This window comes from Nocardioides sp. B-3, assembly GCF_024703895.1.
GTDB lineage: Bacteria > Actinomycetota > Actinomycetes > Propionibacteriales > Nocardioidaceae > Nocardioides.
Window position 1 is genome coordinate 2672926 of the sequence record NZ_CP087968.1, and the last position, 25686, is coordinate 2698611.

Genomic DNA, 25686 nt, shown 5'->3' on the forward strand with positions numbered 1-25686 from the left:
CCGTGTCCCCACGCCTTCACGACCAGATCCCGATCAAGCGCGCTGGTCTCCGTCTACGACAAGGCCGGGCTCGACGAGCTCGTCCGCGGCCTGCACGACGCCGGTGTGGAGCTCGTCTCCACCGGCGGCTCCGCCAAGCTGATCGCCGACCCGGGCCTGCCCGTCACCAAGGTCGAGGACCTCACCGGCTTCCCCGAGTGCCTCGACGGCCGGGTCAAGACCCTGCACCCGCGCGTCCACGCCGGCATCCCGGCCGACCGCCGCCTCGACACCCACGTCCAGCAGCTCGCCGACCTCGGCGTCGAGCCCTTCGACCCGGTCGTGAGCAACCTCTATCCCTTCACCCAGACCGTGGCCTCCGGTGCGAGCCCCGACGAGTGCGTCGAGCAGATCGACATCGGCGGCCCGTCGATGGTCCGGGCGGCCGCCAAGAACCACCCGTCCGTCGCCATCGTCACCTCTCCTGCGCGGTACGCCGACGTGCTGGCCGCCGTCGCTGCCGGGGGCTTCACCCCGGCTGCCCGCAAGACGCTGGCCGCCGAGGCGTTCGTGCACACGGCGACGTACGACGTGCACGTGGCGTCGTGGATGGGCAACGTGCTCACGGACAGCTCCGAGGGCAGTGGCTTCCCGGCGTGGATGGGCGCGACGTGGGGCAAGGACGCGGTGCTGCGCTACGGCGAGAACCCGCACCAGTCGGCCGCGATCTACTCCAACGGTTTCCTCCCCGGTGGTCCCGGGCTCGCGCAGGCGACCCAGCACCACGGCAAGGAGATGTCCTACAACAACTACGTCGACGCCGACGCGGCCCGCCGTGCGGCCTACGACTTCGACGAGCCGGCCGTGGCGATCATCAAGCACGCCAACCCGTGCGGCATCGCGGTCGGCCCCGACGTGGCCGACGCCCACCGCAAGGCGCACGCGTGCGACCCGGTCTCGGCGTTCGGCGGCGTGATCGCCACCAACGTGCCGGTCTCGGTCGAGATGGCCCAGCAGGTCGCGGAGATCTTCACCGAGGTCGTCGTTGCCCCCGGCTACGAGGACGGCGCGGTCGAGATCCCGGCCGCGAAGAAGAACATCCGGATCCTCGAGGCCGCCCCCCGGCCCGCGGCGGCGCCGAGATGCGTCCGATCTCCGGCGGCCTGCTGCTGCAGCACCGCGACGTCATCGACGCCGACGGCGACGACCCGTCCACCTGGACGCTCGCGACCGGCACCGCCGCGACGCCGGAGGTGCTCGCCGACCTCGCCTTCGCCCGGCGCGCCTGCCGGTCCGTGAAGTCCAACGCCATCCTGCTCGCCGCCGACGGTGCGTCCGTCGGCGTCGGCATGGGCCAGTCAACCGGGTCGACTCCTGCCGCCTCGCGGTCGAGCGGGCGGGGGAGCGGGCCGCTGGCTCGGTCGCCGCGTCGGATGCGTTCTTCCCCTTCGCCGACGGTGCGCAGGTGCTGATCGACGCCGGCGTGACGGCGATCGTGCAGCCGGGCGGCTCGATGCGCGACAACGAGGTCATCGAGGCGGCCGAGAAGGCCGGCATCACGATGTACTTCACCGGCACGAGGCACTTCTTCCACTGATGCTCCGCTTCTTCAGGGGGATCATCCCGGCGACCAAGCTGGAGCGCGACCTCGCGCTCCAGTCGGTGCTGTCGGCGTTCGCGACCGGGTCGTTCCTGACCGGCACGGCCGTCTTCTTCACCCAGATCGTCGGCCTCACCGGCGCCCAGATCGGCCTCGGCATGTCGGCTGCGGCGTGCGTGACCCTCGCGCTGTCGATCCCGCTCGGGCGGCTCAGCGACCGGGTCGGCGCGAAGCGGCTGTGGATGATCAGCGCCTTCATCGAGGCGATGCTCTACCTCGCCCGGCCGCTCGCGTCCGGGTTCGTGACGTTCGTCCTGCTGCTGGCCGTGCTGGCCTGCGTCGAGACGGCCAGCCGCTCCGCGCGCAACGTCTACCGGATCGAGGTCTTCCCGCGTGACAAGCGGGTCGCGGCGATGGCCTACCAGCGGGCGGCTCGCAACGTCGGCTACACGCTCGGTGCCGGTACGGCGGGCGTGGCCCTCGGCATCGGGACCCGGGAAGCCATCATCGCCGTACCCCTCATCACCGCCGGCCTGTTGGTGATCAACGCGGTGATGATCTCGTTCCTGCCCGCGCTCACGCGCAAGGTCGAGGTCGCCGTCGGCACCGACGTGCACGTCACCCCGGCCGCCCTGAAGAACAAGGGCTTCCTCGTCCCGGCGATGTGCAACGGCGTGCTGTCGTCCAACCAGTGCTGCTGAACGTCGTCGTGCCGCTCTGGCTGGTCGAACGCACCGACGCCCCGCAGACCCTGCTCGCGTGGCTGTTCGGCACCAACACCGTGCTGGCCGTGCTGCTGCAGGTGCGCGCCTCGCGCGGCGCCGACTCGGTCAACGGCTCGCTGCGCGCGGTGCGCCGGTCGGGCTGGGCGTTCGTGCTGTCCTGCCTTGTCCTCAGCGTCACCCACGAGACCGTCGGCTGGGTCTCGATCGTGCTGATCTGGATCGGCCACATCACCATCACCGGTGCCGAGCTGTGGCAGTCGGCCTCCGACTGGGGCTTCACCGCCGAGCTGTCGGACCCCAGCCGCATGGGCGACTACCGGGGCGTCTGGGGCCTCGGCTACCGTGTCGAGCCGATCATCTTCCCGGCGCTCTACACCTTCCTCGCCCTGACACAGGGGCGCACCCGGATGGGTGGTGATCGCCGCCATCGGCGTCACTGCCGCCGTCGTCTCGCACCCGGCGGCCCGCGCCGCCGAGCGCTACCTTGCCCATCACGGTTCACCCGCACCCGCCACCACCTTGGAGACAGCGTGACTGCCCAGACCCTCGACGGCGCAGCCACGCTGCGCACCATCAAGGCCGAGCTCACCGAGCGGGTCGCCGCCCTCAAGGCGCGCGGCATCACGCCCGGCCTCGGCACCGTGCTCGTCGGCAACGACCCCGGCTCGCAGTGGTATGTCGGCGCCAAGCACAAGGACTGCGCCGAGCTGGGCATCGCGTCGATCCGCCGCGACCTGCCCGCGACCGCGACCCGGAGCCGAGGTCGAGGCCGTGATCGACGAGCTCAACGCCGACCCCGACTGCACGGGCTTCCCCGGTCCAGCAGCCGACCGGCCTCGACGAGTTCGCCCTGCTCTCGCGCGTCGACCCGGACAAGGACGTCGACGGCCTGCACCCGACCAACCTCGGCAAGCTCGTGCTCGGTGAGGCCGGCCCGCTGCCGTGCACCCCCGTCGGCGCGATCGAGCTGCTGCGTCGCCATGGCGTGCAGATCGCCGGTGCCGAGGTGGCCGTCGTCGGCCGCGGACTCACCGTCGGCCGCCCGCTCGGGCTGCTCCTGACGCGTCGCTCCGAGAACGCCACCGTGACCCTGTGCCACACCGGCACGCTCGATCTCGCCGCCCACGTGCGGCACGCCGACATCGTGGTCGCGGCTGCCGGGGTCCCCGGCATCATCACCGCCGACATGATCAAGCCCGGTGCGGCCGTCCTCGATGTGGGCGTCTCGCGCGTCGACGGCAAGGTCACCGGCGACGTGCACCCCGACGTGTGGGACGTCGCCGGCTGGGTCTCCCCGAACCCCAAGGGCGTCGGTCCGATGACCCGCGCCATGCTGTTGACCAATATCGTGGAGATTGCTGAACAGACCCACCCCCTCTGATGAGGAGTCCTGTGCCCGATCCGCTCGAGCCGCCGTTGGACGATCGCTCACCCGATCAGCCGGACACCGGGCGCATCGTGCCGCCCGAGAGCGTGCCGCCGATCTCGGCCGAGGACCTCGTCGACGGTGACCACCCGTCGCAGGACCGGGAGGAGCGCCGCTATCCCTCGACCATCGGGGGCGCGTTCTACCTGCTCGTGCTGGCCGTCACGGTCGCCGGACTGGCGGTGGCGTCCCTGAGCGACTGGCGGATCGGGATCCGGATCGTCGGCGGCGCGCTGATCTTCGCGGCCGCCGTCCGCACGGTCCCGGGTCCGCGCGACGCCGGCATGCTCGCCGTACGCCACAAGGCGCTCGACGTGGCCGTGCTCGTGGCCCTCGGTGCCGCCCTGATCTTCCTGACGACCTCGATCCCGGACCAGCCCGGCCTCTAGTCCACCCCGAAAATGTAACCGGCGGTTACCCCAATTGGACGGCCGTTGCGTGGGCCGTTCAGTCGGTGTAACCGCCGGTTACTTGGTCAAGCAGTCGACCTGGATCAGATCAGACCGAGCTCGGTGACCGCGTCGCGCCCTCGGCCAGCTCGGCCGTGGAGGCGTCGATGCGACCGCGCGAGAACTCGTCGATCTCGAGGCCCCCGGACGATCTCCCAGTCACCGTTCTTGGTGGTGACGGGGAAGGACGAGATGAGGCCCTCGGGCACGCCGTAGGAACCGTCGGAGACGACGGCCATCGAGACCCAGTCGTCCTCGGCGGAGCCGAGCAGCCAGTCGCGGGCGGCGTCGACGGTCGCGGACGCGGCGGAGGCGGCGCTGGAGGAGCCGCGCGTCGATGATCGCGGCGCCACGCTTGGCGACGGTCGGGATGAACGTGTCCGCGATCCGGGCCCGGTCGTTGACGACCTCGGCCGCGTTCTTGCCGCCGACCTCGGCGTGGAAGAGGTCGGGGTACTGGGTGGCCGAGTGGTTGCCCCAGATCGTCATCTTCTTGATGTCGGTCACGGCCGCGCCGGTCTTGGCCGCGAGCTGCGAGATCGCGCGGTTGTGGTCGAGGCGCGTGAGGGCCGAGAAGCGCTCGGCCGGGATGTCCGGGGCGTTCTTCGAGGCGATCAGCGCGTTGGTGTTGGCCGGGTTGCCGGTGACACCGATGCGGACGTCGTCGGCGGCGACGGCGTTGAGGGCCTTGCCCTGCGCGGTGAAGATCGCGCCGTTGGCGGAGAGCAGGTCGCCGCGCTCCATGCCCGGGCCACGGGGGCGGGCGCCGACGAGCAGCGCGAGGTTGACGCCGTCGAAGATCTTCTCGGGGTCGTGACCGATCTCGATCCCGGCCGGTGCGGGAACGCGCAGTCGTCGAGCTCCATGACGACGCCCTCGAGCGTCTTCAGCGCGGGCTCGATCTCCAGCAGGCGCAGCTCGATCGGACGGTCGCCGAGCAGCGAGCCGCTGGCGAGACGGAAGAGCAGGCTGTAGCCGATCTGACCGGCCGCGCCGGTGACGGCGATCTTCAAGGGAGTGGTAGCCACGGTGACTCCTGTAGGCAAAGGTGAGTGGTATGCGATCCGCAGCGACGCTAGCAGCGCCACTCGGCGTCGGGCCCGGGAGGGTTGACTGGCATTCTGCTCCCATGTCGAGGCCTGTCCCCGCCGCCCGCCGACTCGTCCGGATCGCGGTCATCGCCGTTGTTGCGCCCGGTGTGATGTTGGCCAGCGGTTGCGGCGCCGGAGAGCCGCGCTCGATCGACCCGGCCGGGGTGGACGGGCTCGAGATCCCGACGGCGACCCCCGACCCTGCCGACTTCGTGCGCACCATCGACAACCCCTACCTGCCGTTCGCGCCCGGCAACACCTGCGCTACGAGGTCGTCGAGGGCGGCGAGGTCACCGAGACGATCGAGGTGACCGTCACCGACGAGACGCGCGGCGTCGCCGGTGTGACCACCACGGTGGTCCACGACGTGGTCAGGGACGCCACGGGCGCGGTCATCGAGGACACCTTCGACTGGTACGCGCAGGACACCCGCGGCAACGTCTGGTACTTCGGCGAGGACACCACTGCGTTCGAGGACGGCGAGCAGAGCACCGAGGGGTCGTGGGAGGCCGGTGTCGACGGCGCGCAGGCGGGCCCGGTGATGGCCGCGACGCCGCGCGTGGGCGACGGCTACCAGCAGGAGTTCCTGCCCGGGGAGGCCGAGGACCGGGCGGAGGTGCTCAGCCTCGATGAGACCCGGGGCGAGTGGACAGCCCTCGTCGAGACGCTCGACACCACGCCGCTGGAGCCGGGCACGGAGGAGCACAAGTTCTACGCGGAAGGTCTCGGCCTCGTCCTCGAGGAGGGCGAGACCGAGACCGTCACGTTGGTGGGCTCGGACTCGGATTAGTCGGGACGACGCACCCGGGTGCGGCCGTCCTCGCCGTCGTCCTCGATCGGACGACCCCACTCTCGGGCCGGCGCCTGCGGAGCGGGCGGGGCGTAGGGGTCGGCGGCGGGCTGGCCCCAGTGCTGAGGTGCCTGTGCGGGCGGCTGGGCCGGGGGAGCGGCCTGCGGAGCGGGCTGTTGCTGCGGCTGGCCCCACGGCTGGGCGGGCGGCTGCTGACCCCAGCCCTGCTGCTGCGGCGCGGCCGGTGCCTGCCACTGCTGCTGGGGCGGCTGGCCCCGGTTCCACTGCTGCTCGTAGTTGGCCGGCGGTGCGTAGGAGGCCTGCTGGCGACGGCCGCCGCCACCGAAGCTGAGGCCGGACCCGGCGACCGGCTCCGAGCCGTGACCGAAGACGAGTGGGTAGGTCAGGCCGGCGATCGCGGCACCCACGAGCGGCGCCACGATGAAGAGCCAGAGCTGGATGATCGCGTCGGTGCCGCCGAAGACGCCGACGCCGATGGAGCGGGCCGGGTTGACCGAGGTGCCGGTCGCGCCCATGGACGCGAAGTGGATCATCGCGAGCGCGAAGCCGATGGTCAGCGGACCCATCAGGGCCCGGAACTCGTTGCGCTCGTCGGTCACCGCGAGGATGACGTAGAGGAACACCGGGGTCAGCAGCGCCTCGAGCGCGAAGGCGGCCCACATGGCGTAGTTGCTCGCGCTCTCCGCACCGAAGGCGTTGGCGCCGATGGCCCCTTCGGAGCTGTAGCCCTCGAAGCCGTGCATGAGACCGAAGAGCGCCGCGCCCGCCACGAGACCACCGACGAGCTGCGCGCCGACGTAGATGGGCAGCGAGCTCCACGGCAGGCGTCCGCCGAGCACGGCTCCGAGCGTGACGGCCGGGTTGAAGTGACCTCCGGAGATGCGACCGACGGCGTAGGCCATCACGACCACGGTCAGGCCGAAGGTGAGCCCGGTGGTGAGGTAGTCACCACCGCTCATCAGGGCGGCGCCGACGCCGAAGAAGACCAGGACGAAGGTGCCCAGCACCTCGGCCGCGAACTTCTGGCCCGTTGTCGGTGTGTCGTCCGTGCTGGTTGCGTCTGTCATCTTCGGCAGCCTTCCCTGAGAAGTCGAGCGCCCACCCCCCGTGGACCACGGCGCACTCTAGCGAGATGAGGACCGTGGGTGCGAGGCTAGGCGCACGGACAATCAGGTATCTTGACGTCAAGTTAGTTTTGCAAGGTCGAACTCACGTCTCGTCTCTAGGAGCGGCTCGCACCCATGGCCAAGATCATCTACACCCACACCGATGAAGCGCCCATGCTGGCGACGTACTCCTTCCTGCCGATCATCGCGGCCTATGCCAAGACCGCCGGCGTCGAGGTCGAGACCCGCGACATCTCCGTGGCGGCGCGGATCATCAGCCAGTTCCCGGAGCGGCTGACCGACGCCAAACGCCTCCCCCGACGCGCTCGCCGAGCTGGGCGAGCTGGCCACCAAGCCCGAGGCCAACATCATCAAGCTGCCCAACGTGTCCGCCTCCATCCCGCAGCTCAAGGCCGCGATCAAGGAGCTGCAGGACAAGGGCTACGACCTCCCGGACTACCCCGAGAACCCGCAGTCCGACGAGGACAAGGCGACGCGCGCGAAGTACGACAAGGTCAAGGGCTCCGCGGTCAACCCGGTCCTGCGCGAGGGCAACTCCGACCGCCGCGCGCCCGGCGCGGTCAAGAACTACGCCCGGTCGCACCCGCACTCCATGGGTGCCCGGAGCTCCGACTCGCGCACCAACGTCGCGACCATGGACGCCGACGACTTCTTCCACAACGAGAAGTCCGTCGTGATCGCCGCCGACGACACCCTGCGCATCGAGCACACCGCCAAGGACGGCACCGTCACCGTGCTCAAGGACGAGCTCAAGGTGCTCACCGGTGAGGTCATCGATGCCACCGTGATGCGCGTCGACGCGCTCAACGAGTTCCTCAAGGCGTCGATCGAGCGCGCCAAGGCCGACGACGTCCTGTTCTCGGTGCACCTCAAGGCCACGATGATGAAGGTCTCCGACCCGATCATCTTCGGCCACGTCGTGCGCGCCTTCTTCCCCAAGACCTTCGCGGCGTACGGCGATGCGCTGGCCGCCGCCGGTCTCAGCCCCAACGACGGGCTGGGCGGCATCCTCGGCGGGATCGGCAAGCTGGAGCAGGCCGACGCGATCAAGGCGTCCTTCGAGGCCGAGCTGGCCGACGGCCCGGCGCTCGCCATGGTCGACTCCGACAAGGGCATCACCAACCTGCACGTGCCCTCCGACGTCATCGTCGACGCGAGCATGCCCGCCATGATCCGCACCAGCGGCCAGATGTGGGACGCGGACGGCAAGCAGGCCGACACCCTCGCCGTCATCCCGGACTCGTCCTACGCCGGCGTCTTCCGGGCCGTGATCGACGACTGCCGCGCCCACGGCGCCTTCGACCCGACGACCATGGGCTCGGTGTCCAACGTCGGCCTGATGGCCAAGGCGGCGGAGGAGTACGGCTCGCACGACAAGACCTTCGAGGCGACCACCGACGGCACCATCGCGATCGTGGCGTCCAACGGCGACGAGCTGATCAGCCACAACGTCGAGGCCGGTGACATCTGGCGCGCCTGCCAGACCAAGGACGCCTCGATCCAGGACTGGGTCAAGCTCGCCGTGACGCGCGCCCGGGCCACCGGCTCGCCGGCCATCTTCTGGCTGGACGAGACCCGCGCCCACGACGCCAACCTGATCCAGAAGGTCAACGCCTACCTCCCGCAGCACGACACGTCCGGGCTGGACATCACCATCGCCGCCCCGGCCGCCGCCTGCGCGACGTCGATCGAGCGGATCCGCCGTGGCGAGGACACCATCTCGGTGACCGGCAACGTGCTGCGCGACTACAACACCGACCTGTTCCCGATCCTCGAGCTGGGCACCAGCGCCAAGATGCTCTCGATCGTCCCGCTGATGAACGGTGGCGGCCTGTTCGAGACCGGCGCCGGCGGCTCGGCGCCCAAGCACGTCCAGCAGCTCGTCAAGGAGAACTACCTGCGCTGGGACAGCCTCGGCGAGTTCTTCGCCCCGGCTGCCTCGCTGGAGCACCCGGCGGCCTTCGACGACAATGCCCGCGCCAAGATCCTCAGCGACACGCTCGACCGCGCGACGGAGACGTTCCTCAACGAGGACCGTTCGCCCGGTCGCAAGCTCGGCACGATCGACAACCGCGGTTCGCACTTCTACCTCGGTCTCTACTGGGCCGAGGAGCTGGCCAAGCAGACCGACGACGCCGAGCTGGCCGCGGCCTTCGCCGCGCTGGCCGGCACCCTGCGTGCGAACGAGGCGAAGATCGTCGAGGAGCTGATCGCCGTCCGGGGCTCGCCCGCGGACATCGGTGGCTACTACGAGCCCGACGACGAGCTCGCCAACGCGGTGATGCGCCCGAGCACCACGCTCAACGAGGCGCTCGCCTCGCTCTGATAGCCAAGCCGCGCTACCGAGCAGTACAGGGGGTCTCCGGGCCGGAAGACCCCTTGACTGTTCGGTAGCGCGAGCTCGATCGGGTGCTCAGCTCGATCGGGTGCTCAGAGGCACTCACGGTTGGACGGTCGCTTCGGGCGGTTCTGGGGGAGTCGTCAACGCCGGGTCCGGACGGAACGTCTCCCAGCCGTCGCAGAAGGGCGAGCCCCACGCGTCGATGACTGTCTCGACCACGGCTGCGTCGGCCGGGAACGAGTCGGCTTCGGCCCGGGTGTAGCGCCCCTGCTCGACTGCGATCTCGAGCTCATCCTCGTGCTTGCGTTCGCGGACGCGGTCCGGCTCCACCCAGAGGTCGAGCAGTCGGTCGGTGGAGTAGATCGTGTCGGTGTCGCGGCGGTGCACGTCCTCGAGGTTGACGTACCACCCGAGGTGCTCGCCGGCCCGCGTGAAGAACACCCACAGCGACCGGGGCTGTCCCGTGGGCGCGACCCGCAGCACGTCGTAGTCGGTCCAGGGCGCGTTCGGCCTGCACGCGGGGCGCGGTGAACATCGAGTCGCTTGCCTCGGGGTCTCGCATGTCGAGCCCCGTCGGCGCGCTGCGCGACGAGTCCGGGGTGCCGGCCGGCAGCCGGGCGACGAGCGAGTCCGCGTCGTCGCGGACCACGGTGAGGGTGAGCGCGTAGTGCGGCGCGGTGACGTCGCCGTACCGCCAGACGATCTGCTGGCCGGTCGAGAAGAACGGCGGCGTGCCCGAGAGACGCGTCGTGGAGTCCATCACGTCACCCTAGGAATCACGCTCGGGGAATTGGCGGCGGGCTCCGGGCCTTGGAGAATGAGTGCAGATGACCACGACTTCCGACGCTCCTGAGATCGACCACACGCCGGTCGTGCGCGCCCGCCACTTCGGACTGGCGGTCCTCGCGCTCGCCATGGGCGGCTTCGCGATCGGCACCACGGAGTTCGTGACGATGGGCCTGCTGCCCCAGATCTCCGAGGGCGTCGAGGTCTCGATCCCCACCGGGGGCCACGTCATCTCCGCCTACGCCCTCGGCGTCGTCGTCGGCGCACCCATCCCGGCCTTCCCGGGCGCCCGCCTGCCGCGACGCGCCCTGCTGGTGGCGCTGATGGTCGCCTTCGCCCTCGGCAACGCCGCCAGCGCCCTCGCCACGTCGTACGGCGCACTGATGGTCGCTCGCTTCGCCGCCGGTCTTCCTCACGGTGCCTACTTCGGCGTCGCGTCACTGTTGGCGGCCAGCATGGCCAGCCCGGCTCGGAAGGGCCGCGCGGTCGCGGCGGTCATGCTCGGCCTGAGCGTGGCCAACGTGGTCGGCGTACCGGCCGCGACCCGGCTGGGGCAGAACCTCGGCTGGCGCACCGCCTTCTGGGTGGTCACGGCGCTCGGCGTCGTCACGCTGGCGCTGGTGCTGGCCTTCGTCCCCAGCTGCCCGGGCGACAGCGAGGCCAGCGGTCGCCGCGAGCTCGGGGCCTTCAGGCTGCCTCAGGTCTGGCTGACCCCGGTGGCCGGGGCCATCGGCTTCGGCGGCATGTTCGCCGTCTACACCTACATCGCACCGACCGTCACCGAGGTCGGCGGGCTGGGGGAGTCGGCCGTGCCGGTCTTCCTGTTCTCCTTCGGTCTCGGCATGGTGGCCGGCACCGGCTGGCCGGGGTGATGGCCGACTGGTCGATCTTCCGGTCGCTGCTGATCGGCGCCGTCGGCATGGGCGCGACGCTGATGCTCTTCTGGCTGACGGCCCCCGGTGGCTGGCTGGCTCTGCCGGTGGTCTTCCTGATCACCGCGCTCGGTTCCGGTGCTCGTGGTCAACCTGCAGCTGCGGTTGATGGACGTCGCCGGTGAGGCGCAGACGCTCGGCGCGGCCCTGAACCACGCATCCCTCAACGTCGCCAACGCGCTGGGCGCCCGGCTGGGCGGCCCGGTGATCGCGGCCGGTATGGGCTACCGCGCACCGGCGCTCGTCGGCGTCGCCCTGAGCGTGGCGGGCTTCGCCGTGCTGGTGCTCTCCGCCGTGATCCACCGACGTAACCGGGATCTCACCGTTCCGGACCGAATGGGAACACCGGCGTAACACCGTGTCCACCGCTTGTTCGCATACCGCGGGCACGCTTTCGACATGGACGCGAACCAGACCTCCCAGCCCGACGAAGCCGAGCTCGATCGCCGGCGGGCACTGCGCGATCGGCGTACGCACGACCCGGTCGAGCTGATGGAGCGCCGCCGCGAGCTGGCCGGCGTCAACCCGTGGGCCGACCAAGTGATCGAGGGCGTGGCCCGGACCGCGTGAACGGTCCGGACCACGCCCTCGGGGCGACTCGGTCAGCGCCGGGTCACAGCGTCCAGCAGTTGTTCCACTGCGGCAGGCCGGCGAAGCGGTTCTCGAAGAACATCGCCGCCTCGGCGATGACGGGTGTGTAGCCGCCGACATGGCCCGGCATCACATTGGGTGTGAAGCGCACGTTGGCGCCCTTGCCGCACCACGACTTCGCCATCGTCTTGCCCACGGCGAACGGGATGACGTCGTCGAGCGCGGAGTGGAGCACGAGCACCGGCATGCTCGGCTTGATGGTGCCGATCCGCTGGTCGGCGATGATGCCGGCGAACTGCGGCAGCGCCATCAGGTCGGACATGCCCTTGCCGTTGTAGCTCAGGGTCTCCGACTTCACGAACGAGTGTCCGAACAGGTCGAACACGCAGTCCTGCTCGACTTGCTGCATGGTCTTGACGCCCTCGGCGTTGAGGTAGGGCACCGTGTCGACGTCGTAGCTGGCGGCGAGACCGCGCAGGGCGAAGAAGGCGAAGGCGGAGTAGAGGCCACCGTCGAGGCCCACGGCCACGGCGTTGAGGTCGGCAGGAACGGCTCCGACCACGGCACCCTTGATCCGAAGCTCAGGGGCGTAGGTCGCGGCGAGCTCGGCGGCCGAGGCCGCGGCGCCACCGCCCTGCGAGTAGCCCTCGAGGCCCACGGGGCTGGTCGAGGAGAGACCGGTGCCCGAGATCCGCTGGGCGGCCCGGATGACGTCGAGGACGGCCCGGCCCTGTGAGACGCGGTCCATGTAGGTGTGGATGCCGGCGGTGCCGAGACCCTCGTAGTCGGTCAGGGCCACGGCGTAGCCCCGGGTTGAGCAGTGCCCGGATGCCAGCTGCTTCGTACTCAGAAGCCCTCGCTGTACTGCCGCGAGGGGGCGCAGACGTCGCCCATGCCCCGGGTGCCGGCCGCGTAGCCGATCACCGGGCGCGAGCCGAAGCCGATCCAGCTGGTCTTGGGGACCAGGGACGACACCGGAGACGGCGATCGCCTTGCCGGCGCGGTTGGTGGTCTTGTAGAGCACCCGCTTGGCGTTGGTGACCGGGCTGGTGGCGTCGAGCGGGTCGAGCAGGAAGCTCATGGGCTCCGTGCGGATCACCGCCCCGTTGGTGGCCGGCAGCGTGGCGGGCGCCTCGTAGAACGCCGGACGCGGCGCCTCCTCGACGACGGCGTGGGCCGTCGTCGGTGCGGAGACGACCACGATGGCCGACGCCATGAGTGTGGTGATGGACGCAACCAGTGTGCGTGCGCGTTTCATTCTTGTGTGCCCTCCCAAGCAACGTCCCCCGCGCCGGTCCTCCCGGCTGCGGTGATGTTACTCACGAGTTAGCGCACAACGCCATACTCATGAACAAAAAATCTACGCGAGCGTAGGTTTTGTCCGGGCTCGCTCAGGTGTAGACCATGCCCATCCGCTCGCGCACCTCGTCGAGGGTCGCCTCGGCAACCTCGTTGGCGCGGGCGTTGCCGGCACGCAGGATGTCCGAGACGTACGCCGGATCCTGCTCGAGCTCCAGCCGGCGGGCGCGCACCGGCGCGAGCTCGGTGTTGATCGCCTCGGTGAGCCGCTTCTTCAGTGCGCCACCGCCGCCGTCGCCGATCTCCTCGGCGACCAGCTCAGGCGCGGTGCCCTCGCACAGCGAGATGAGCAGCAGCAGGTTGGCGACCTCGGGGCGGGCGACCGGGTCGTAGGTGATCACCCGGTCGCTGTCGGTCTTGGCGCCCTTGAGCTTCTTGGCCGTCTCGTCGGCGGTCATCCGCAGCTCGATGACGTTGCCCTTGGACTTGCTCATCTTGGTGCCGTCGAGACCCGGGATGTTGGTTGCCTCCGACAGCAGCGCGTCGGGCTCGGGGAAGGTTGCGCCGTAGCGCTCGTTGAAGCGGCGCGCCACGACGCGGGTCTGCTCCGTGGGGGAGCTGGTCGCGGCCCACGGGCACGACGTTGGCCTTGCAGAAGAGGATGTCGGCCGCCCGGGTGCACGGGATAGGTGAGGAGCAGACCGCCGATGCTGGTGATGCCGGCGGTCTTGGCCTCGTCCTTGACCGTGGGGTTGCGCTGCAGCTCGGCGACGCTGACGAGGCTGAGGAACGGCAGCATCAGCTGGTTGAGCGCCGGCACGGCGGAGTGCGTGAAGATCGTGGCGCGCTCGGGATCGAGGCCGGCCGCGATGTTGTCGAGCGTCAGGCTGCGCACGCTGCCCCGGATGTCGCCGAGCATCTCCCGGTCGGTGATGACTCGGTAGTCGGCGATCAGCTGCCAGATCTCGGCGCCGCTGCGCTGGAGCCTGACGCGGTTCCTGATCGAGCCGAAGTAGTGGCCGATGTGCAGGGCGCCGGTCGGGCGGTCACCCGTCAGCATCCGCAAGCTCTCGGGATTCTCCTCCAGTCGCTTCTCGATCGCGGCGCTTCGCGCCGGGGCTGCCTGATAGGAGTCGCTCACGAGGAGCGATCCTACAAACCGCCTGCCCCGCTCCGCGAACCAGTTCGGTAGGGTCTCGGCGTGCCGACCATCGGAGTTGCCGTCGCGATTCCGGAGCCCCTGGGCCACCGAGCTCCGGGACTACCGGACCTCCGTCGGCGACCTCACGGCCACGCACATCCCCACGCACATCACCTTGATCCCGCCGGTGGACGTCTCGGCCGCGGACCCGGCAGTTGTCGAGTCACACCCGGCGGCCGTCGCACCCACGATCGAGGCGTTCCGCATCCACCTCCGCGGCACCGGCACCTTCCGGCCCGTCTCGCCGGTCGTCTTCGTCGCTGTGGTCGAGGGGATCTCCCAGTGCGAGCAGCTGGCCCGGGCGGTGCGCAGCGGGCCGCTGGACGTCGACCTCGGCTTCCCCTACCACCCGCACGTCACGATTGCCCATCACCTCGCCGACGCCCAGCTCGACCGGGCGTTCCGCGAGCTGGCCGACTTCGAGTGCGAGTTCGCGGCCGACCACTTCGCCCTCTACGTCCACGACGACGGCGCCGGCTGGCAACCCACCCGCGAGTTCGCGCTGCTCTGATGTCCATCGTCCAGACCGCGAAGCAGCGCTTGGGCGCGCTCCGGGAGCGACGGCCGTTCGTCGACCACGTGGTCCGGACGTTCCTGCACTACGGCAGCGTCAACGGCAACGGGCTCGCCGGTGCGGTGACGTTCTTCGGCTTCCTGTCCTTCTTCCCGATCATGGCGCTGGCGTTCTTCGTGGTCGGCCGGGTCTCACAGGTCTACGACGCCCGGGACCAGCTGATCGACGCCATCAACGGGGTCCTCCCGGGCATGGTCAGCGCCGACGGGGCCGGCGGGACGATCTCGCTCGAACAGGTGCAGAGCGCCGCCGCCGCGGCCGCAGGCATCGGGGTCGTCGGCGTCCTCTACTCCGGCCTCGGCTGGCTCTCGGGCATGCGCGAGGCCCTGATGGCCGTCTTCGAGATGCCGAAGCGGGAGAAGCCCAACTTCGTCGTCGGCAAGGTCAAGGACCTCCTGAGCCTCGCGACGATCGGCCCGGTGCTGATCGTCAGCGTGGCGATCGCCGGCGCGGTGACCGGTTTCTCCGACGCCATCCTCGACTGGGTGGGGCTCGACTCCGAGCTCGGCTGGGCGCTCGGGATCCTCGCTGTCGTCATCGGGCTGCTGGCCAACATGCTGCTGTTCTTCGTCATGTTCAAGCTGCTCGCCGATCCGCACACCCCGACCCGCTCCCTGTGGTCGGGCGCCCTGCTCGGCGCCCTCGGCTTCGAGGTGCTCAAGCAGCTCTCGACCTACCTGATGTCCACCACCAAGGAGCAGCCCGCCTTCCGGGCGTTCGGCATCGCGCTGATCCTCGTCGTGTGGATCAACTACTTCTCCCGCGTGGTCATGTACGCCGCGGCGTGGGCGCACACGTCTGCCTCGGCCCGTGCCCTGCTCACGGTCCCGCCCGCGGAGGGGCTCGTCCACGGGCCGCAGGTCTCGCTCGCGGCCGCCTCTCCTGCTCCTGCGCCGTCCTCGACCAAGGGCGCCTTTGCGGCGGGCGCGGGCGTGATGCTCGCGCTGGTCGCCGTACTCCGACGAAAGAAGAAGTGAAGATGCAGATGCAGCGCAAGCACGGACTGTTCCTGCTCGGCGTCGCCGTGTGGAACTTCATCACGTGGGGGATGTTCACCAAGAACCTCTACGCCGCGCACAGCGCCGGTGAGGACCGCCCGGCCGGCTACTGGATCGCGCACACCGTGCTGATCGTGATCAACCCGGTCCCGGGTGGCGTCTTCGCGGCCCTGGGGTGCGAAGGTGCTCCGCTCCCCGCGAGCTCCCCAGCGGTGAGTGAGCCACATTCCTGACGAGGATTTTGTGGGTGTGCCACCCGTGGTCGGCGTGGCCACATGCGATTCTGCCCAGTAGCGGTGAGTGAGCCACATTCCTGACGAGGATTTTGTGGGTGTGCCACCGCCGAGGGGAGTACCGGAGGCTGGCCGCAACGCGTGCACAGGGGCTGTTGGGCGGCCTCCATCCACAGGCATCGGGGGTACGGCGACGCGCTGGCCGGCGAATCGTGGCGCAATCGATCCATGTTCGTCGTCCCCGACATCTTCCGCTCACGTCCGTTCTCCCGCGGTGAGGCGCTCGAGGCCGGGATCACCGCCCGGGTGCTCGAAGGCGTCCAGTTCACGCGCCTGCACGACGGGGTCTACTGCCATCGTGACCACGTGCTCACGTTCGCCGATCGGATCGAGGCCGCGAGGTCGGCGCTGCCCGCGGAAGCGAGGACGACTGGCATCACGAGGATCCGGGGAGCTCGGCCCTGGACTACGGTCCGTCCGAGCCGCTGCACTTCGTGGTGGCGGTCGACCACCACCTGACGATCCCGGGGATCTTCCTGCATCGCACGGTGTCGATGCCCTCCGCTGGCGACGAAGGGGTGGATGTCGAGGCAGCTTTCGTCGCCTACTGCGCAGAGGCAAGGGTGATCGACGCGATCAAGGTGGGCTCGATGCTGCTGCACCTCGAGCAGCTGGACCTCGAGGCGTTGCAGAGGCTGCTGGTCGAACAGCCCCGGCGTCGCGGCGTGCTCGAGGCGCGGTGGGTGCTGGAGCACTCGGAGGGTCGCTGCCGGTCGTTGCCCGAGGCAGAGCTGCTCACGCTGGTGCGTTTCAGTGGGCTGCCCGAGCCAGACGTGAATCCCGAGCTCAGGACCGACGACGGAACGTTGGTGATCCCGGACCTGTGGTGGGCACCGTGGCGTCAGGCGGTCGAGTACGAGGGCGGCCACCACCGGGAGGACCGCAGCCAGTACATCGCGGACATCGATCGCTACCTGATCTTCCGGCGGATTCAGGCGGCATACCTCCAGATCACCAAGGAGCGCCTGAGACGACCCCGGGTGGCGATCAGGCTCGTCTTCCGGGCTCTCGCCGAGGCCGGCTACGAGGGGCCCGAGCCTGAGTTCGGGGAGCTCTGGGGAAGCCTCTTCCGTCCGCTTCGAGACGTCGTACGCCCTGCGGCCGCTGATCCAGCGGTGCGTAGACCACATTCCTCGGCCGGAAATGTGGCTGACGCACCGCTGTGGGCGTGCGGACGTGTGGGCGTGGGGGCAGGTGGAGCGGCGGGCGGACGAGCGCCCGAATGACCGCTGGCCCGCCCGGACGAGTCGTCCGGACGGGCCAGCGAAGTGCTCAGTGACCGTGGGCCAGCGCGGTGCGCAGGTCCTTGTTCAGCTGCGAGATCACGTCGAGCGGGATCTCCTTGGGGCAGGCGGCGGTGCACTCGCCGATGTTGGTGCAACCACCGAAGCCCTCGTGGTCGTGCTGGGCGACCATGTTGACGACGCGGGAGTCGCGCTCGGGCTGGCCCCGGGGGAGCTCGCCGAGGTGGGTGATCTTGGCACCCATGAACAGCGAGGCCGAGCCGTTGGGGCAGGCCGCCACGCAGGCGCCACAGCCGATGCAGGTGGCCACGCTGAAGGCGCGCATCGCGTCGTCGCGGGGGACCGGCACGGAGTGGGCCTCGGGCGCGGAACCCGTGTTGACCGAGATGTAGCCACCCTGCTGGATGATCCGGTCGAAGGCGCTGCGGTCGACGACGAGGTCCTTGATCACCGGGAAAGCGGTGGCGCGCCACGGCTCGATGGTGATGGTCTCGCCGTCGGTGAAGGAACGCATGTGCAGCTGGCACGTGGTGGTGACCTCGGGACCGTGCGCGTCACCGTTGATCATCAGGCCACACATGCCGCAGATGCCCTCGCGACAGTCGGAGTCGAACGCGATCGGGTCCTCGCCCTTCGCGTTCAGCTGCTCGTTGAGGACGTCGAGCATCTCCGGGGAACGACATGTCCGGGGACACGTCGTCGAGCTGGTAGGTATGCATCGCGCCGGCCGAGACGGCATCGGGCTGACGCCAGATCTTGAGCGTCAGGCTCATGTTGCTGTTGCTGCTCACTTGTAGCTCCGCTGCTTCATCTCGATGGCTGTGTAGGTGAGTTCTTCCTTGTGCAGGACTGGCGCTTCACCGTCACCGGCGAACTCCCACGCTGCGACGTACGCGAAGAGGTCGTCGTGGCGCAGGGCCTCGCCGTCCTCGGTCTGCGACTCGCCACGGAAGTGGCCGCCGCAGGACTCGCGGCGGTTGAGGGCGTCGATGCACATGAGCTCACCGAGCTCGATGAAGTCGGCGACCCGACCGGCCTTCTCGAGCGACTGGTTGAGCGACTCGTTGGTGCCGAGCACCTTCACGTTGCGCCAGAAGTCGTCCTTGAGGGTGCGGATGAGGTCGATGGCCTTCTTCAGGCCGTCCTCGGTCCGCTCCATGCCGCAGTACTCCCACATGATGTTGCCGAGCTCGCGGTGGTAGGAGTCGACGCTGCGGGTGCCGTTGACGTTGAGGAAGTGGTTGATCCGCTCCTCGACCGAGGTACGGGCCTCCACGACGGCCGGGTGCGACTCGTCGACCTTCTCGAACGGCCCGTCCGCGAGGTAGTCGCGGATGGTGTGCGGCAGCACGAAGTAGCCGTCGGCCGGGCCCTGCATCAGCGCCGAGGCGCCGAGACGGTTGGCGCCGTGGTCGGAGAAGTTGGCCTCACCGGTCACGAACAGGCCGGGGATCGTCGACATCAGGTCGTAGTCGACCCACACGCCGCCCATGACGTAGTGCACGGCGGGGTAGATGCGCATCGGCATCTCGTAGGGGTTCTCACCCGTGATCCGCTCGTACATGTCCGGGAGGTTGTCGTACTTCTCCTCGATGCCGTCACGACCCGGGCGCTCGATGGCGGCGGCGAAGTCGAGGTAGACACCGCGACGGACACCGTCGACCTTCGGGCCGACACCGCGGCCCTCGTCGCAGACGTGCTTGGCCGCACGCGACGCGATGTCGCAGGGGACCAGGTTGCCGAAGGACGGGTAGATCCGCTCCGGGTAGTAGTCGCGGTCCTCCTCGGCGATGTCGCGCGGGTCCTTGTCGCAGTCGGCCTCGTTCTTCGGCACCCAGATGCGGCCGTCGTTGCGGAGCGACTCGCTCATCAGCGTCAGCTTGGACTGGTGCGAACCGGAGACCGGGATGCAGGTCGGGTGGATCTGCGTGTAGCAGGGGTTGGCCATGTAGGCGCCCTTGCGGTGCGCACGCCACGCGGCGGTGACGTTGCAGCCCATCGCGTTGGTGGAGAGGTAGAAGACGTTGCCGTAGCCGCCGCTGGCGAGCACGACGGTGTCGGCGAGGTGCGTCTCGATCGCGCCGGTGACCATGTCGCGGGCGATGATGCCGCGGGCCTTGCCGTCGACGACGATCAGCTCCAGCATCTCGTGCCGGGTGAAGGTCTCGACCGTGCCGGCCGCGACACGGCGCTCGAGGGCCCGGTAGGCGCCGATCAGCAGCTGCTGGCCGGTCTGGCCACGGGCGTAGAACGTCCGCGACACCTGTACGCCGCCGAACGAGCGGTTGTCCAGCAGACCGCCGTACTCCCGGGCGAACGGGACGCCCCGGGCGACGCACTGGTCGATGATGTTGGTGCTGACCTCGGCCGGGCGGTAGACGTTGGACTCGCGCGAGCGGTAGTCGCCGCCCTTGACCGTGTCGTAGAAGAGGCGGTGGACGGAGTCGCCGTCCTCCTTGTAGTTCTTCGCGGCGTTGATGCCGCCCTGCGCGGCGATCGAGTGGGCACGACGCGGGGAGTCCCGGTAGCAGAAGGACTTCACGTTGTAGCCGGCCTCGCCGAGCGTGGCGGCGGCCGAGGCGCCAGCCGGGCCGGTGCCGACGATGATGATGTCGAGCTTGCGGCGGTTGGACGGGTTGACGAGGCGAGCCTCGAACTTGCGGTCCTGCCAGCGGTCGGCGATGGGGCCGGTCGGGGCCTTGGCGTCGACGAGCGGGTCGCCCGGGGTGTAGTAACCCGCGGCGTCGTCGGTCATCTCCGCGGGCGTGTCCTGCGAGGGTTCGGCCGTCGTCGTGGTGTCCGGCATTTCGTAGTTCATGGAGATCCCTTACTTCGAGATGACGCCGGCGAGGACGAAGATCGGCACCAGCGAGAAGCCGACCGAGATGACCAGCGCCGTGGCGAAGGCGATCTTCTTCCACGTCGCGCGGGCCTTGGCGTTGCCCGTGAGGCCGAGGGTCTGCGCGGCGCTCCAGACGCCGTGGTGCAGGTGCGCGCCGAGGGCGAGCATGGCGACGAGGTAGATCACCGTGAGCCACCACGTGTCGAACGTGTCGACCAGCAGGTTGTAGGGGTCGTTGGTCGGACCGCCCTGCACGTTGACCTTGCCGATGGTGAAGTTCAGGAGGTGCCAGATGATGAACAGCAGCAGCGTGACGCCGCCCCAGCGCATCAGCCGGCTCGCGAAGATCGCGCCCGTGTGCTTCTTCATGACGTACGGCGTGGTGCGGGCGCGCTTCGCGCGGCGCCACAACATGACGGCGGCGTAGACGTGCACGATCAGAGCGCCGAGCAGCACGACGCGGATGATCCAGAGCAACCCCTCGTGGGGCAGCATCGGCTCACCGAAGGTGCGCAGGTGGTGGGCGTACTCGTTGAAGGCGTCATGGCCGGCGAAGGCCTTGAGATTTCCGTACATGTGCATCAGCACGAAGCCGATGAAGATGAGGCCGGAAATAGCCATCAGGAGCTTGAGCGCGATGGTCGAGCGCGATGCACGCGCCCCTTTGACCAGAGACGTGGTTGACACGTCCAGCACCGTACCGCGCTGAGGACCCCTCGATGGACGTTGGGCCTGTGACATATGTCCGGTTACCGGTCGGTCTGTCGGGCGCGCCCCCTTCCCCCTGACGTGTGACACAAGCCATAGTCGGTCCCGTTGTCCACCACGGAGGAGACTGCGCCTTGACCAATGCAGGGACCGATACCGGAGTGACAGGACCCACGCGAGCCAGCATCGACGCTCGCACGCTGCGGACGGACCGGTGGTGGATCGCGCCGCTGACGACGTTCGCGGTGTTCAGCGCCTTCGTCGTCTACGCGACGGTGCGCGCGTTCATGGGCCGCGACTACTACTCCTCGCCCTATCTCTCGCCGTTCTACTCGCCCTGTCTGGGCGACTGCGTCGAGGGCGCCTCCGACTTCGGGCAGCCGTTCAAGGCCTTCCCGCTGTCGGCCGCGCTGATCATCCTGATCTTCCCGCTGGGCTTCCGGATGACCTGCTACTACTACCGCAAGGCCTACTACCGGGCCTTCTGGCTCTCGCCGCCCGCCTGCGCGGTCGCCGAGCCGCACAAGGCCTACTCCGGCGAGACCAGGGCTGCCGCTGATCCTGCAGAACGTGCACCGCTACTTCTGGTACGCCGCCGTGCTGGTCGCCCTCATCCTGTCCTTCGACGTCGTGCTGGCCTTCCGCAACGCCGAGCACGAGTGGGGCCACATGGGCCCGGGCACGCTGCTGATGCTGATCAACGTCGTCTTCATCTGGCTCTACACGCTCTCGTGCCACTCGTGTCGGCACACCGTGGGCGGGCGACTACGGCACTTCTCCAAGCACCCGGTCCGCTACAAGCTCTGGACCCGGGTCTCGAAGCTGAACGCCGACCACGGCAAGTACGCGTGGTACTCCCTGTTCTCCGTCGCCCCGGTCGACCTCTACATCTGGTTGCTGGCGACGGGCACGATCACCGACGTGAGGTTCTTCTAGAGACATGGCTGACACGACACGACACCCCATGACCGGCAACGAGATGTCCGGCTTCGCCGAAGGCGGTATGGAACGCCACACCTATGACGTCGTCGTGGTCGGCGCCGGCGGGGCCGGGCTCCGCGCGGCGATCGCGGCGCACGACTCGGGCGCCCGGGTGGCGATCGTCTGCAAGTCGCTGCTGGGCAAGGCGCACACGGTGATGGCCGAGGGTGGCATCGCTGCCTCGATGGGCAACGTCTATCCCGAGGACAACTGGGAAGTGCACTTCCGCGACACCATGCGCGGCGGGAAGATGCTCAACAACTGGCGGATGGCGCAGCTGCACGCGCAGGAGGCCCCCGAGCGGGTGCAGGAGCTCGAGGACTGGGGCGCGCTCTTCGACCGCACCGAGGACGGGCTGATCAGCCAGCGCGACTTCGGCGGCCACAAGTACGCCCGGCTCGCCCACGTCGGCGACCGGACCGGCCTCGAGATGATCCGCACGCTGCAGCAGCGCGCGGTCGCGCTCGGCATCGACGTCTTCATGGAGTGCACGGTCACCGACCTGTTCAAGGCCGACGGGAAGATCGCCGGCGCCTTTGCCTACTGGCGCGAGTCCGGCCGGTTCATCGTCTTCGACGCCCCCAGCGTCATCCTCGCCACCGGCGGCATCGGCAAGTCCTTCAAGGTCACCTCCAACTCCCGGGAGTACACCGGCGACGGCCACGCCCTCGCGATGCGGGCGGGCGCCAGCCTGATCAACATGGAGTTCGTGCAGTTCCACCCGACGGGCATGGTCTGGCCGCCCTCGGTCAAGGGCCTGCTGGTGACGGAGTCGGTGCGCGGCGACGGCGGCATCCTGAAGAACTCCGAGGGCAAGCGCTTCATGTTCGACTACATCCCGGACTTCTTCAAGGCCGAGACCGCCGACTCCATCGAGGAGGCGGACCGCTGGTACGACGACAAGAAGAACAACCGCCGACCACCCGAGCTGCTGCCGCGCGACGAGGTCGCGCGCGCCATCAACTCCGAGATCAAGGCCGGGCGAGGCACTCCGCACGGCGGCATCTACCTCGACATCGCGTCGCGCCGTACGCCTGAGTTCATCCGCAAGCGGCTGCCGTCGATGTACCACCAGTTCAAGGAGCTCGCCGACGTCGACATCACCGCCGAGCCGATGGAGATCGGCCCGACCTGCCACTACGTCATGGGCGGGGTCGAGGTCGACGCGGACACCCGTGAGAGCGCGGTCACCGGCCCTGTATGCCGTGGGCGAGTGCTCGGGCGGCATGCACGGCTCGAACCGGCTGGGTGGCAACTCGCTCGGCGACCTGCTGGTCTTCGGCAAGCGAGCCGGCGAGGCCGCGACGGACTACGCGAACTCGCTCGGCGACGCTCGACCGAAGGTCGACGAGGCCGACGTGAGGTCCGCGCAGACGAGCGCGCTCGCGCCGTTCGAGGTCGAGGGCGGGGAGAACCCCTACACGATCCAGTCCGACCTGCAGCAGTCGATGAACGACCCGGTCGGCATCATCCGCACGGCCTCCGAGCTCGAGGAGTCGCTCAGCGAGATCGAGGCCTTCAAGGTGCGGGCGCGGACGATGGTGGTCGAGGGACACCGGCAGTACAACCCGGGCTGGCACCTCGCGCTCGACCTGCGCAACATGCTGATCGTCAGCGAGTGCATCGCCAAGGCCGCCCTCGCCCGCGAGGAGTCGCGGGGCGGTCACACCCACGACGACTTCCCCGGACCGAACGCCGAATGGGGCACGAAGAACCTCGTGGTCAACCTCAACGGCACCGGTGACGGCGTGGATCTGCACGAGAAGCCGTTGCCCGAGATGCCCGACGAGCTGAAGGGGTACTTCGCATGACCAATTACCTGTTGAAGCTGAGGATCTGGCGCGGGGACAAGGACGGCGGCGAGATCAAGGACTATCCCGTCGAGGTCTCGGAGGGCGAGGTCGTGCTCGACGCGATCCACCGCGTGCAGGGCACGCAGGCCGGCGACCCGGCGGTGCGCTGGAACTGCAAGGCCGGCAAGTGCGGCTCGTGCAGCGCCGAGGTCAACGGCAAGCCGCGGCTGATGTGCATGTGCCGGCTCTCGGACTTCGAGGAGGACGAGGTCATCACGGTCACCCCGATGCGCAGCTTCCCGGTGATCCGCGACACGGTCACCGACGTGTCCTTCAACTACGAGAAGGCCAAGGAGTTGCCGGCCTTCGCGCCCCCGCCGCGCGACGCGGACGGCAAGCGCCGGATGCAGCAGATCGACGTCGAGCGCGGGCAGGAGTTCCGCAAGTGCATCGAGTGCTTCCTGTGCCAGAACACGTGTCACGTGGTGCGCGACCACGAGGACAACAAGGAGGCCTTCGCCGGGCCGCGCTTCTTCCTGCGCTACGCCGAGCTCGACATGCACCCGCTCGACACCCACGACCGGCGTGAGCTGGCCCGGGGCGCGGCCGGGCTGGGGATGTGCAACATCACCAAGTGCTGCACCGAGGTCTGTCCCGAGGGCATCAAGATCACCGACAACGCGATCATCCCGCTGAAGGAGCGCGTGGTGGACCGCAAGTACGACCCGCTCGTCTGGCTCGGCAACAAGATCGGGTTGCGGAGCAAGGACTACGAAGGGCGCACCGAGGTCTGAGCCATGGCCTGCACCTCGCGCAGCAGCGGCGCGTAGTGCTCGGAGACGAGCTCGCCGCAAGCATCGCTCCACGACCGCGTGCTGAGCTCGCGTCCGCGCGCCCCCCCATGAGCGCGCGGGTGGCGATCGCCGGCGACTGACTCGACCGCGCGGCGCAGACCGGCCGGGGCCTGCGAGTCGTAGAGCAGGCCGGTCTCCGGGGCGCGTACGACGCCGGGCGCACCGCCGGCCCGAGGCGCGACCACGGGCAGGCCGGCCGCGGCCGCCTCGCGCAGCGCGTGGCAGCACGACTCCTCCTCGCCGGGGTGGACGAGCAGGTCGAGGGAGGCGAGCGCGGCGGCGAGGTCGCCCGTGGTGAGGGCGCCGGTGAACTTCGCACGGGGAGGTGGCGCTCGAGCCAGACCCGCTGCAGGTCCCTCTCCGATCACCACGAAGCGGATCCCGGCCACGTCTGCGAGCTCCGCCAGTCGGCGTACGCCGTGACGCTTGTGGAGGCTGCCCGCGTAGCCGATCACGACCTGCCGGCCGTCCTTCGAGCGCGCGCGCGACCACTTGTCGTGCAACCACTGGTCGCGGAGGTCGGGGTTGAAGGCGCGGGTGTCGACGCCGGGCTCCCAGACGGGCGCCTCGACGCCGAGCTCGGCCAGCCGGTCGGCGAGGAATGCGGACGTCGCCACGACCCGGTCGGCACGGGGGGCGAGCAGCGGGATCGAGTGCTGTACGACGAGGGTGGGCACGCCAAGGCGATGCGCGTGCTTGAGCGCCTTGCGGCCCAGCGTGGCCGGCGAGGTCACGTGCACGAGGTCGGGCTCGAACTTCTCCAGCGCCTCGCGGACCCGGCGTCCGGGCTTGTCGAGCGGGCGGATCCGGGCGACGCGGCTGCGGCGGTAGGTGCCGAGCCCCGGACCGGGCGCGACGATCAGGACCTCGTGGCCGGCGTCGATGAGGTGGTCGGCGACCTGCTTGAGCGTGGTCGTCGTGCCGTCGACGGCGGGATAGAACTTCTCGGTGACGAGAGCGATCCGACGGGTCTCCATGCCGACAGGATCGATCACGTGTGCCGCGGTCCGGCGTCGGTGAGGCCAACTGTCGCGAAACGTC

22 protein-coding genes and 8 pseudogenes are annotated in these 25686 nt (G+C 69.4%); 21 read left to right on the forward strand and 9 right to left on the reverse strand.

The genetic code is table 11. The features are described 5' to 3' along the window. Window positions 1–42: 42 nt before the first annotated feature. The 4 genes and pseudogenes from purH (at window position 43) to LP418_RS17775 (ending at window position 4119) form a co-directional block, all read left to right on the forward strand. A pseudogene (gene purH / locus LP418_RS17760) lies at window positions 43–1576 on the forward strand (bifunctional phosphoribosylaminoimidazolecarboxamide formyltransferase/IMP cyclohydrolase). After that, entirely contained in the window at window positions 1576–2280 is a 705-nt protein-coding gene (locus tag LP418_RS17765) for an MFS transporter (protein WP_257953067.1), read from the forward strand. Before purH ends, LP418_RS17765 begins: the two are co-directional and overlap by 1 nt. A gap of 554 nt (window positions 2281–2834) precedes the next feature. After that, window positions 2835–3685, forward strand: a pseudogene (locus LP418_RS17770) (bifunctional methylenetetrahydrofolate dehydrogenase/methenyltetrahydrofolate cyclohydrolase). A 35-nt stretch (window positions 3686–3720) separates the two neighbouring features. Then, window positions 3721–4119 carry a DUF3017 domain-containing protein gene (locus tag LP418_RS17775; RefSeq protein WP_257953068.1) on the forward strand — a complete coding sequence of 133 codons (399 nt, stop codon included), beginning with the start codon at window positions 3721–3723 and terminating at the stop codon, window positions 4117–4119. Window positions 4120–4223: 104 nt separating this feature from the next. Here the strand turns inward: LP418_RS17775 and LP418_RS17780 are convergent. Then, a pseudogene (locus LP418_RS17780) lies at window positions 4224–5207 on the reverse strand (malate dehydrogenase). A gap of 101 nt (window positions 5208–5308) precedes the next feature. Here LP418_RS17780 and LP418_RS17785 point away from each other — a divergent pair. Together LP418_RS17785 and LP418_RS17790 are read left to right on the forward strand one after the other, a co-directional pair. Beyond that, complete coding sequence (locus LP418_RS17785; RefSeq protein WP_257953069.1) at window positions 5309–5581, forward strand: hypothetical protein; 273 nt, start codon at window positions 5309–5311, stop codon at window positions 5579–5581. Then, the gene (locus LP418_RS17790; RefSeq protein ID WP_257953070.1) at window positions 5578–6060 is read left to right on the forward strand and encodes a hypothetical protein; all 483 of its coding nucleotides are present in this window, start codon (window positions 5578–5580) and stop codon (window positions 6058–6060) included. Before LP418_RS17785 ends, LP418_RS17790 begins: the two co-directional genes overlap by 4 nt. On the opposite strand, the gene LP418_RS17795 is transcribed toward LP418_RS17790, so the two are convergent. Then, window positions 6057–7148 carry an aquaporin gene (locus tag LP418_RS17795; protein WP_257953071.1) on the reverse strand — a complete coding sequence of 364 codons (1092 nt, stop codon included), beginning with the start codon at window positions 7146–7148 and terminating at the stop codon, window positions 6057–6059. The two genes, LP418_RS17790 and LP418_RS17795, sit on opposite strands and share 4 nt — an antisense overlap. Before the next feature lie 174 nt (window positions 7149–7322). On the opposite strand from LP418_RS17795, the pseudogene LP418_RS17800 reads away from it, so the two are divergent. Beyond that, window positions 7323–9534 (forward strand): annotated as a pseudogene (locus tag LP418_RS17800) (NADP-dependent isocitrate dehydrogenase). A 114-nt stretch (window positions 9535–9648) separates the two neighbouring features. Here the strand turns inward: LP418_RS17800 and LP418_RS17805 are convergent. Continuing rightward, window positions 9649–10032: a DUF402 domain-containing protein gene (locus LP418_RS17805; RefSeq protein WP_257953072.1), complete on the reverse strand. Its 384-nt coding sequence runs from the start codon at window positions 10030–10032 to the stop codon at window positions 9649–9651. 344 nt (window positions 10033–10376) lie between these two features. On the opposite strand from LP418_RS17805, the gene LP418_RS17810 reads away from it, so the two are divergent. From LP418_RS17810 to LP418_RS17825, 4 genes are read left to right on the forward strand one after another with little or no spacing between them, the layout of a single operon-like run. Next, a complete protein-coding gene (locus tag LP418_RS17810; RefSeq protein WP_257953073.1) occupies window positions 10377–11207 on the forward strand; it encodes an MFS transporter in 831 nt (276 codons plus the stop codon). Next, window positions 11207–11392: a hypothetical protein gene (locus LP418_RS17815; RefSeq protein ID WP_257953074.1), complete on the forward strand. Its 186-nt coding sequence runs from the start codon at window positions 11207–11209 to the stop codon at window positions 11390–11392. The genes LP418_RS17810 and LP418_RS17815 overlap by 1 nt, the downstream gene beginning before the upstream one ends. Beyond that, a complete protein-coding gene (locus tag LP418_RS17820) occupies window positions 11346–11621 on the forward strand; it encodes a hypothetical protein (protein ID WP_257953075.1) in 276 nt (91 codons plus the stop codon). Before LP418_RS17815 ends, LP418_RS17820 begins: the two co-directional genes overlap by 47 nt. Window positions 11622–11666: 45 nt before the next feature. Next, window positions 11667–11837 carry a hypothetical protein gene (locus tag LP418_RS17825; RefSeq protein ID WP_257953076.1) on the forward strand — a complete coding sequence of 57 codons (171 nt, stop codon included), beginning with the start codon at window positions 11667–11669 and terminating at the stop codon, window positions 11835–11837. A 43-nt stretch (window positions 11838–11880) separates the two neighbouring features. Here LP418_RS17825 and LP418_RS17830 read toward each other — a convergent pair whose 3' ends face one another. Both LP418_RS17830 and trpS read right to left on the reverse strand, forming a co-directional pair. After that, on the reverse strand, window positions 11881–13074 hold the full coding sequence (locus LP418_RS17830) for a lipase family protein (protein ID WP_257953077.1): 1194 nt from the start codon (window positions 13072–13074) through the stop codon (window positions 11881–11883). A gap of 175 nt (window positions 13075–13249) precedes the next feature. Then, window positions 13250–14298 (reverse strand): annotated as a pseudogene (gene trpS, locus LP418_RS17835) (tryptophan--tRNA ligase). Window positions 14299–14374: 76 nt separating this feature from the next. Between trpS and LP418_RS17840 the strand changes: the two are divergent. The 5 genes from LP418_RS17840 (at window position 14375) to LP418_RS17860 (ending at window position 17449) form a co-directional block, all read left to right on the forward strand. Then, window positions 14375–14869 carry a 2'-5' RNA ligase family protein gene (locus LP418_RS17840; protein ID WP_257953078.1) on the forward strand — a complete coding sequence of 165 codons (495 nt, stop codon included), beginning with the start codon at window positions 14375–14377 and terminating at the stop codon, window positions 14867–14869. Beyond that, window positions 14869–15909: a YihY/virulence factor BrkB family protein gene (locus tag LP418_RS17845; RefSeq protein WP_257953079.1), complete on the forward strand. Its 1041-nt coding sequence runs from the start codon at window positions 14869–14871 to the stop codon at window positions 15907–15909. The genes LP418_RS17840 and LP418_RS17845 overlap by 1 nt, the downstream gene beginning before the upstream one ends. Before the next feature lie 8 nt (window positions 15910–15917). Further along, entirely contained in the window at window positions 15918–16163 is a 246-nt protein-coding gene (locus tag LP418_RS17850; protein ID WP_257953080.1) for an SCO4848 family membrane protein, read from the forward strand. A gap of 228 nt (window positions 16164–16391) precedes the next feature. Further along, window positions 16392–16682 carry a hypothetical protein gene (locus tag LP418_RS17855; protein ID WP_257953081.1) on the forward strand — a complete coding sequence of 97 codons (291 nt, stop codon included), beginning with the start codon at window positions 16392–16394 and terminating at the stop codon, window positions 16680–16682. After that, complete coding sequence (locus LP418_RS17860) at window positions 16658–17449, forward strand: hypothetical protein (protein WP_257953082.1); 792 nt, start codon at window positions 16658–16660, stop codon at window positions 17447–17449. The genes LP418_RS17855 and LP418_RS17860 overlap by 25 nt, the downstream gene beginning before the upstream one ends. Window positions 17450–17495: 46 nt before the next feature. Here the strand turns inward: LP418_RS17860 and LP418_RS17865 are convergent. The 3 genes and pseudogenes from LP418_RS17865 to LP418_RS17875 form a co-directional block, all read right to left on the reverse strand. Further along, window positions 17496–18240: pseudogene (locus tag LP418_RS17865) on the reverse strand (succinate dehydrogenase/fumarate reductase iron-sulfur subunit). Window positions 18241–18254: 14 nt separating this feature from the next. Beyond that, window positions 18255–20222, reverse strand: a complete 1968-nt coding sequence (locus LP418_RS17870; protein ID WP_257957081.1) for a fumarate reductase/succinate dehydrogenase flavoprotein subunit — start codon at window positions 20220–20222, stop codon at window positions 18255–18257. Between the two features lie 72 nt (window positions 20223–20294). Continuing rightward, window positions 20295–21050 carry a succinate dehydrogenase cytochrome b subunit gene (locus LP418_RS17875; RefSeq protein ID WP_257953083.1) on the reverse strand — a complete coding sequence of 252 codons (756 nt, stop codon included), beginning with the start codon at window positions 21048–21050 and terminating at the stop codon, window positions 20295–20297. Window positions 21051–21234: 184 nt separating this feature from the next. Here LP418_RS17875 and LP418_RS17880 point away from each other — a divergent pair, with 184 nt between their 5' ends. The 5 genes and pseudogenes from LP418_RS17880 to LP418_RS17900 all read left to right on the forward strand — a co-directional run bounded on the left by LP418_RS17880 (window position 21235) and on the right by LP418_RS17900 (window position 24585). Further along, complete coding sequence (locus LP418_RS17880) at window positions 21235–21576, forward strand: hypothetical protein (protein WP_257953084.1); 342 nt, start codon at window positions 21235–21237, stop codon at window positions 21574–21576. 11 nt (window positions 21577–21587) lie between these two features. After that, window positions 21588–21953 (forward strand): hypothetical protein, encoded by a 366-nt coding sequence (locus LP418_RS17885; protein WP_257953085.1) that lies wholly within the window; start codon window positions 21588–21590, stop codon window positions 21951–21953. Window positions 21954–22020: 67 nt separating this feature from the next. After that, window positions 22021–23118 (forward strand): annotated as a pseudogene (locus LP418_RS17890) (FAD-dependent oxidoreductase); the annotation flags it as partial. Window positions 23119–23203: 85 nt separating this feature from the next. Then, window positions 23204–23707: pseudogene (locus tag LP418_RS17895) on the forward strand (fumarate reductase/succinate dehydrogenase flavoprotein subunit); the annotation flags it as partial. Between the two features lie 98 nt (window positions 23708–23805). Continuing rightward, window positions 23806–24585, forward strand: a complete 780-nt coding sequence (locus tag LP418_RS17900; RefSeq protein ID WP_257953086.1) for a succinate dehydrogenase/fumarate reductase iron-sulfur subunit — start codon at window positions 23806–23808, stop codon at window positions 24583–24585. Here the strand turns inward: LP418_RS17900 and LP418_RS17905 are convergent. After that, window positions 24561–25640, reverse strand: a complete 1080-nt coding sequence (locus LP418_RS17905; RefSeq protein ID WP_257953087.1) for a glycosyltransferase — start codon at window positions 25638–25640, stop codon at window positions 24561–24563. The genes LP418_RS17900 and LP418_RS17905 overlap by 25 nt on opposite strands. Window positions 25641–25686 lie beyond the last annotated feature (46 nt).

What these genes read in the sequence shown, in the direction of transcription:
- LP418_RS17765 (WP_257953067.1), top strand. Translation starts at nt 1,576, where the DNA reads ATGCTCCGCTTCTTCAGGGGGATCATCCCGGCGACCAAGCTGGAGCGC.
- LP418_RS17785 (WP_257953069.1), top strand. Translation starts at nt 5,309, where the DNA reads ATGTCGAGGCCTGTCCCCGCCGCCCGCCGACTCGTCCGGATCGCGGTC.
- LP418_RS17795 (WP_257953071.1), bottom strand. Translation starts at nt 7,148, where the DNA reads ATGACAGACGCAACCAGCACGGACGACACACCGACAACGGGCCAGAAG.
- LP418_RS17810 (WP_257953073.1), top strand. Translation starts at nt 10,377, where the DNA reads ATGACCACGACTTCCGACGCTCCTGAGATCGACCACACGCCGGTCGTG.
- LP418_RS17815 (WP_257953074.1), top strand. Translation starts at nt 11,207, where the DNA reads ATGGCCGACTGGTCGATCTTCCGGTCGCTGCTGATCGGCGCCGTCGGC.
- LP418_RS17825 (WP_257953076.1), top strand. Translation starts at nt 11,667, where the DNA reads ATGGACGCGAACCAGACCTCCCAGCCCGACGAAGCCGAGCTCGATCGC.
- LP418_RS17830 (WP_257953077.1), bottom strand. Translation starts at nt 13,074, where the DNA reads ATGGCGTCGGCCATCGTGGTCGTCTCCGCACCGACGACGGCCCACGCC.
- LP418_RS17845 (WP_257953079.1), top strand. Translation starts at nt 14,869, where the DNA reads ATGTCCATCGTCCAGACCGCGAAGCAGCGCTTGGGCGCGCTCCGGGAG.
- LP418_RS17850 (WP_257953080.1), top strand. Translation starts at nt 15,918, where the DNA reads ATGCAGCGCAAGCACGGACTGTTCCTGCTCGGCGTCGCCGTGTGGAAC.
- LP418_RS17855 (WP_257953081.1), top strand. Translation starts at nt 16,392, where the DNA reads ATGTTCGTCGTCCCCGACATCTTCCGCTCACGTCCGTTCTCCCGCGGT.
- LP418_RS17870 (WP_257957081.1), bottom strand. Translation starts at nt 20,222, where the DNA reads ATGACCGACGACGCCGCGGGTTACTACACCCCGGGCGACCCGCTCGTC.
- LP418_RS17875 (WP_257953083.1), bottom strand. Translation starts at nt 21,050, where the DNA reads ATGTCACAGGCCCAACGTCCATCGAGGGGTCCTCAGCGCGGTACGGTG.
- LP418_RS17900 (WP_257953086.1), top strand. Translation starts at nt 23,806, where the DNA reads ATGACCAATTACCTGTTGAAGCTGAGGATCTGGCGCGGGGACAAGGAC.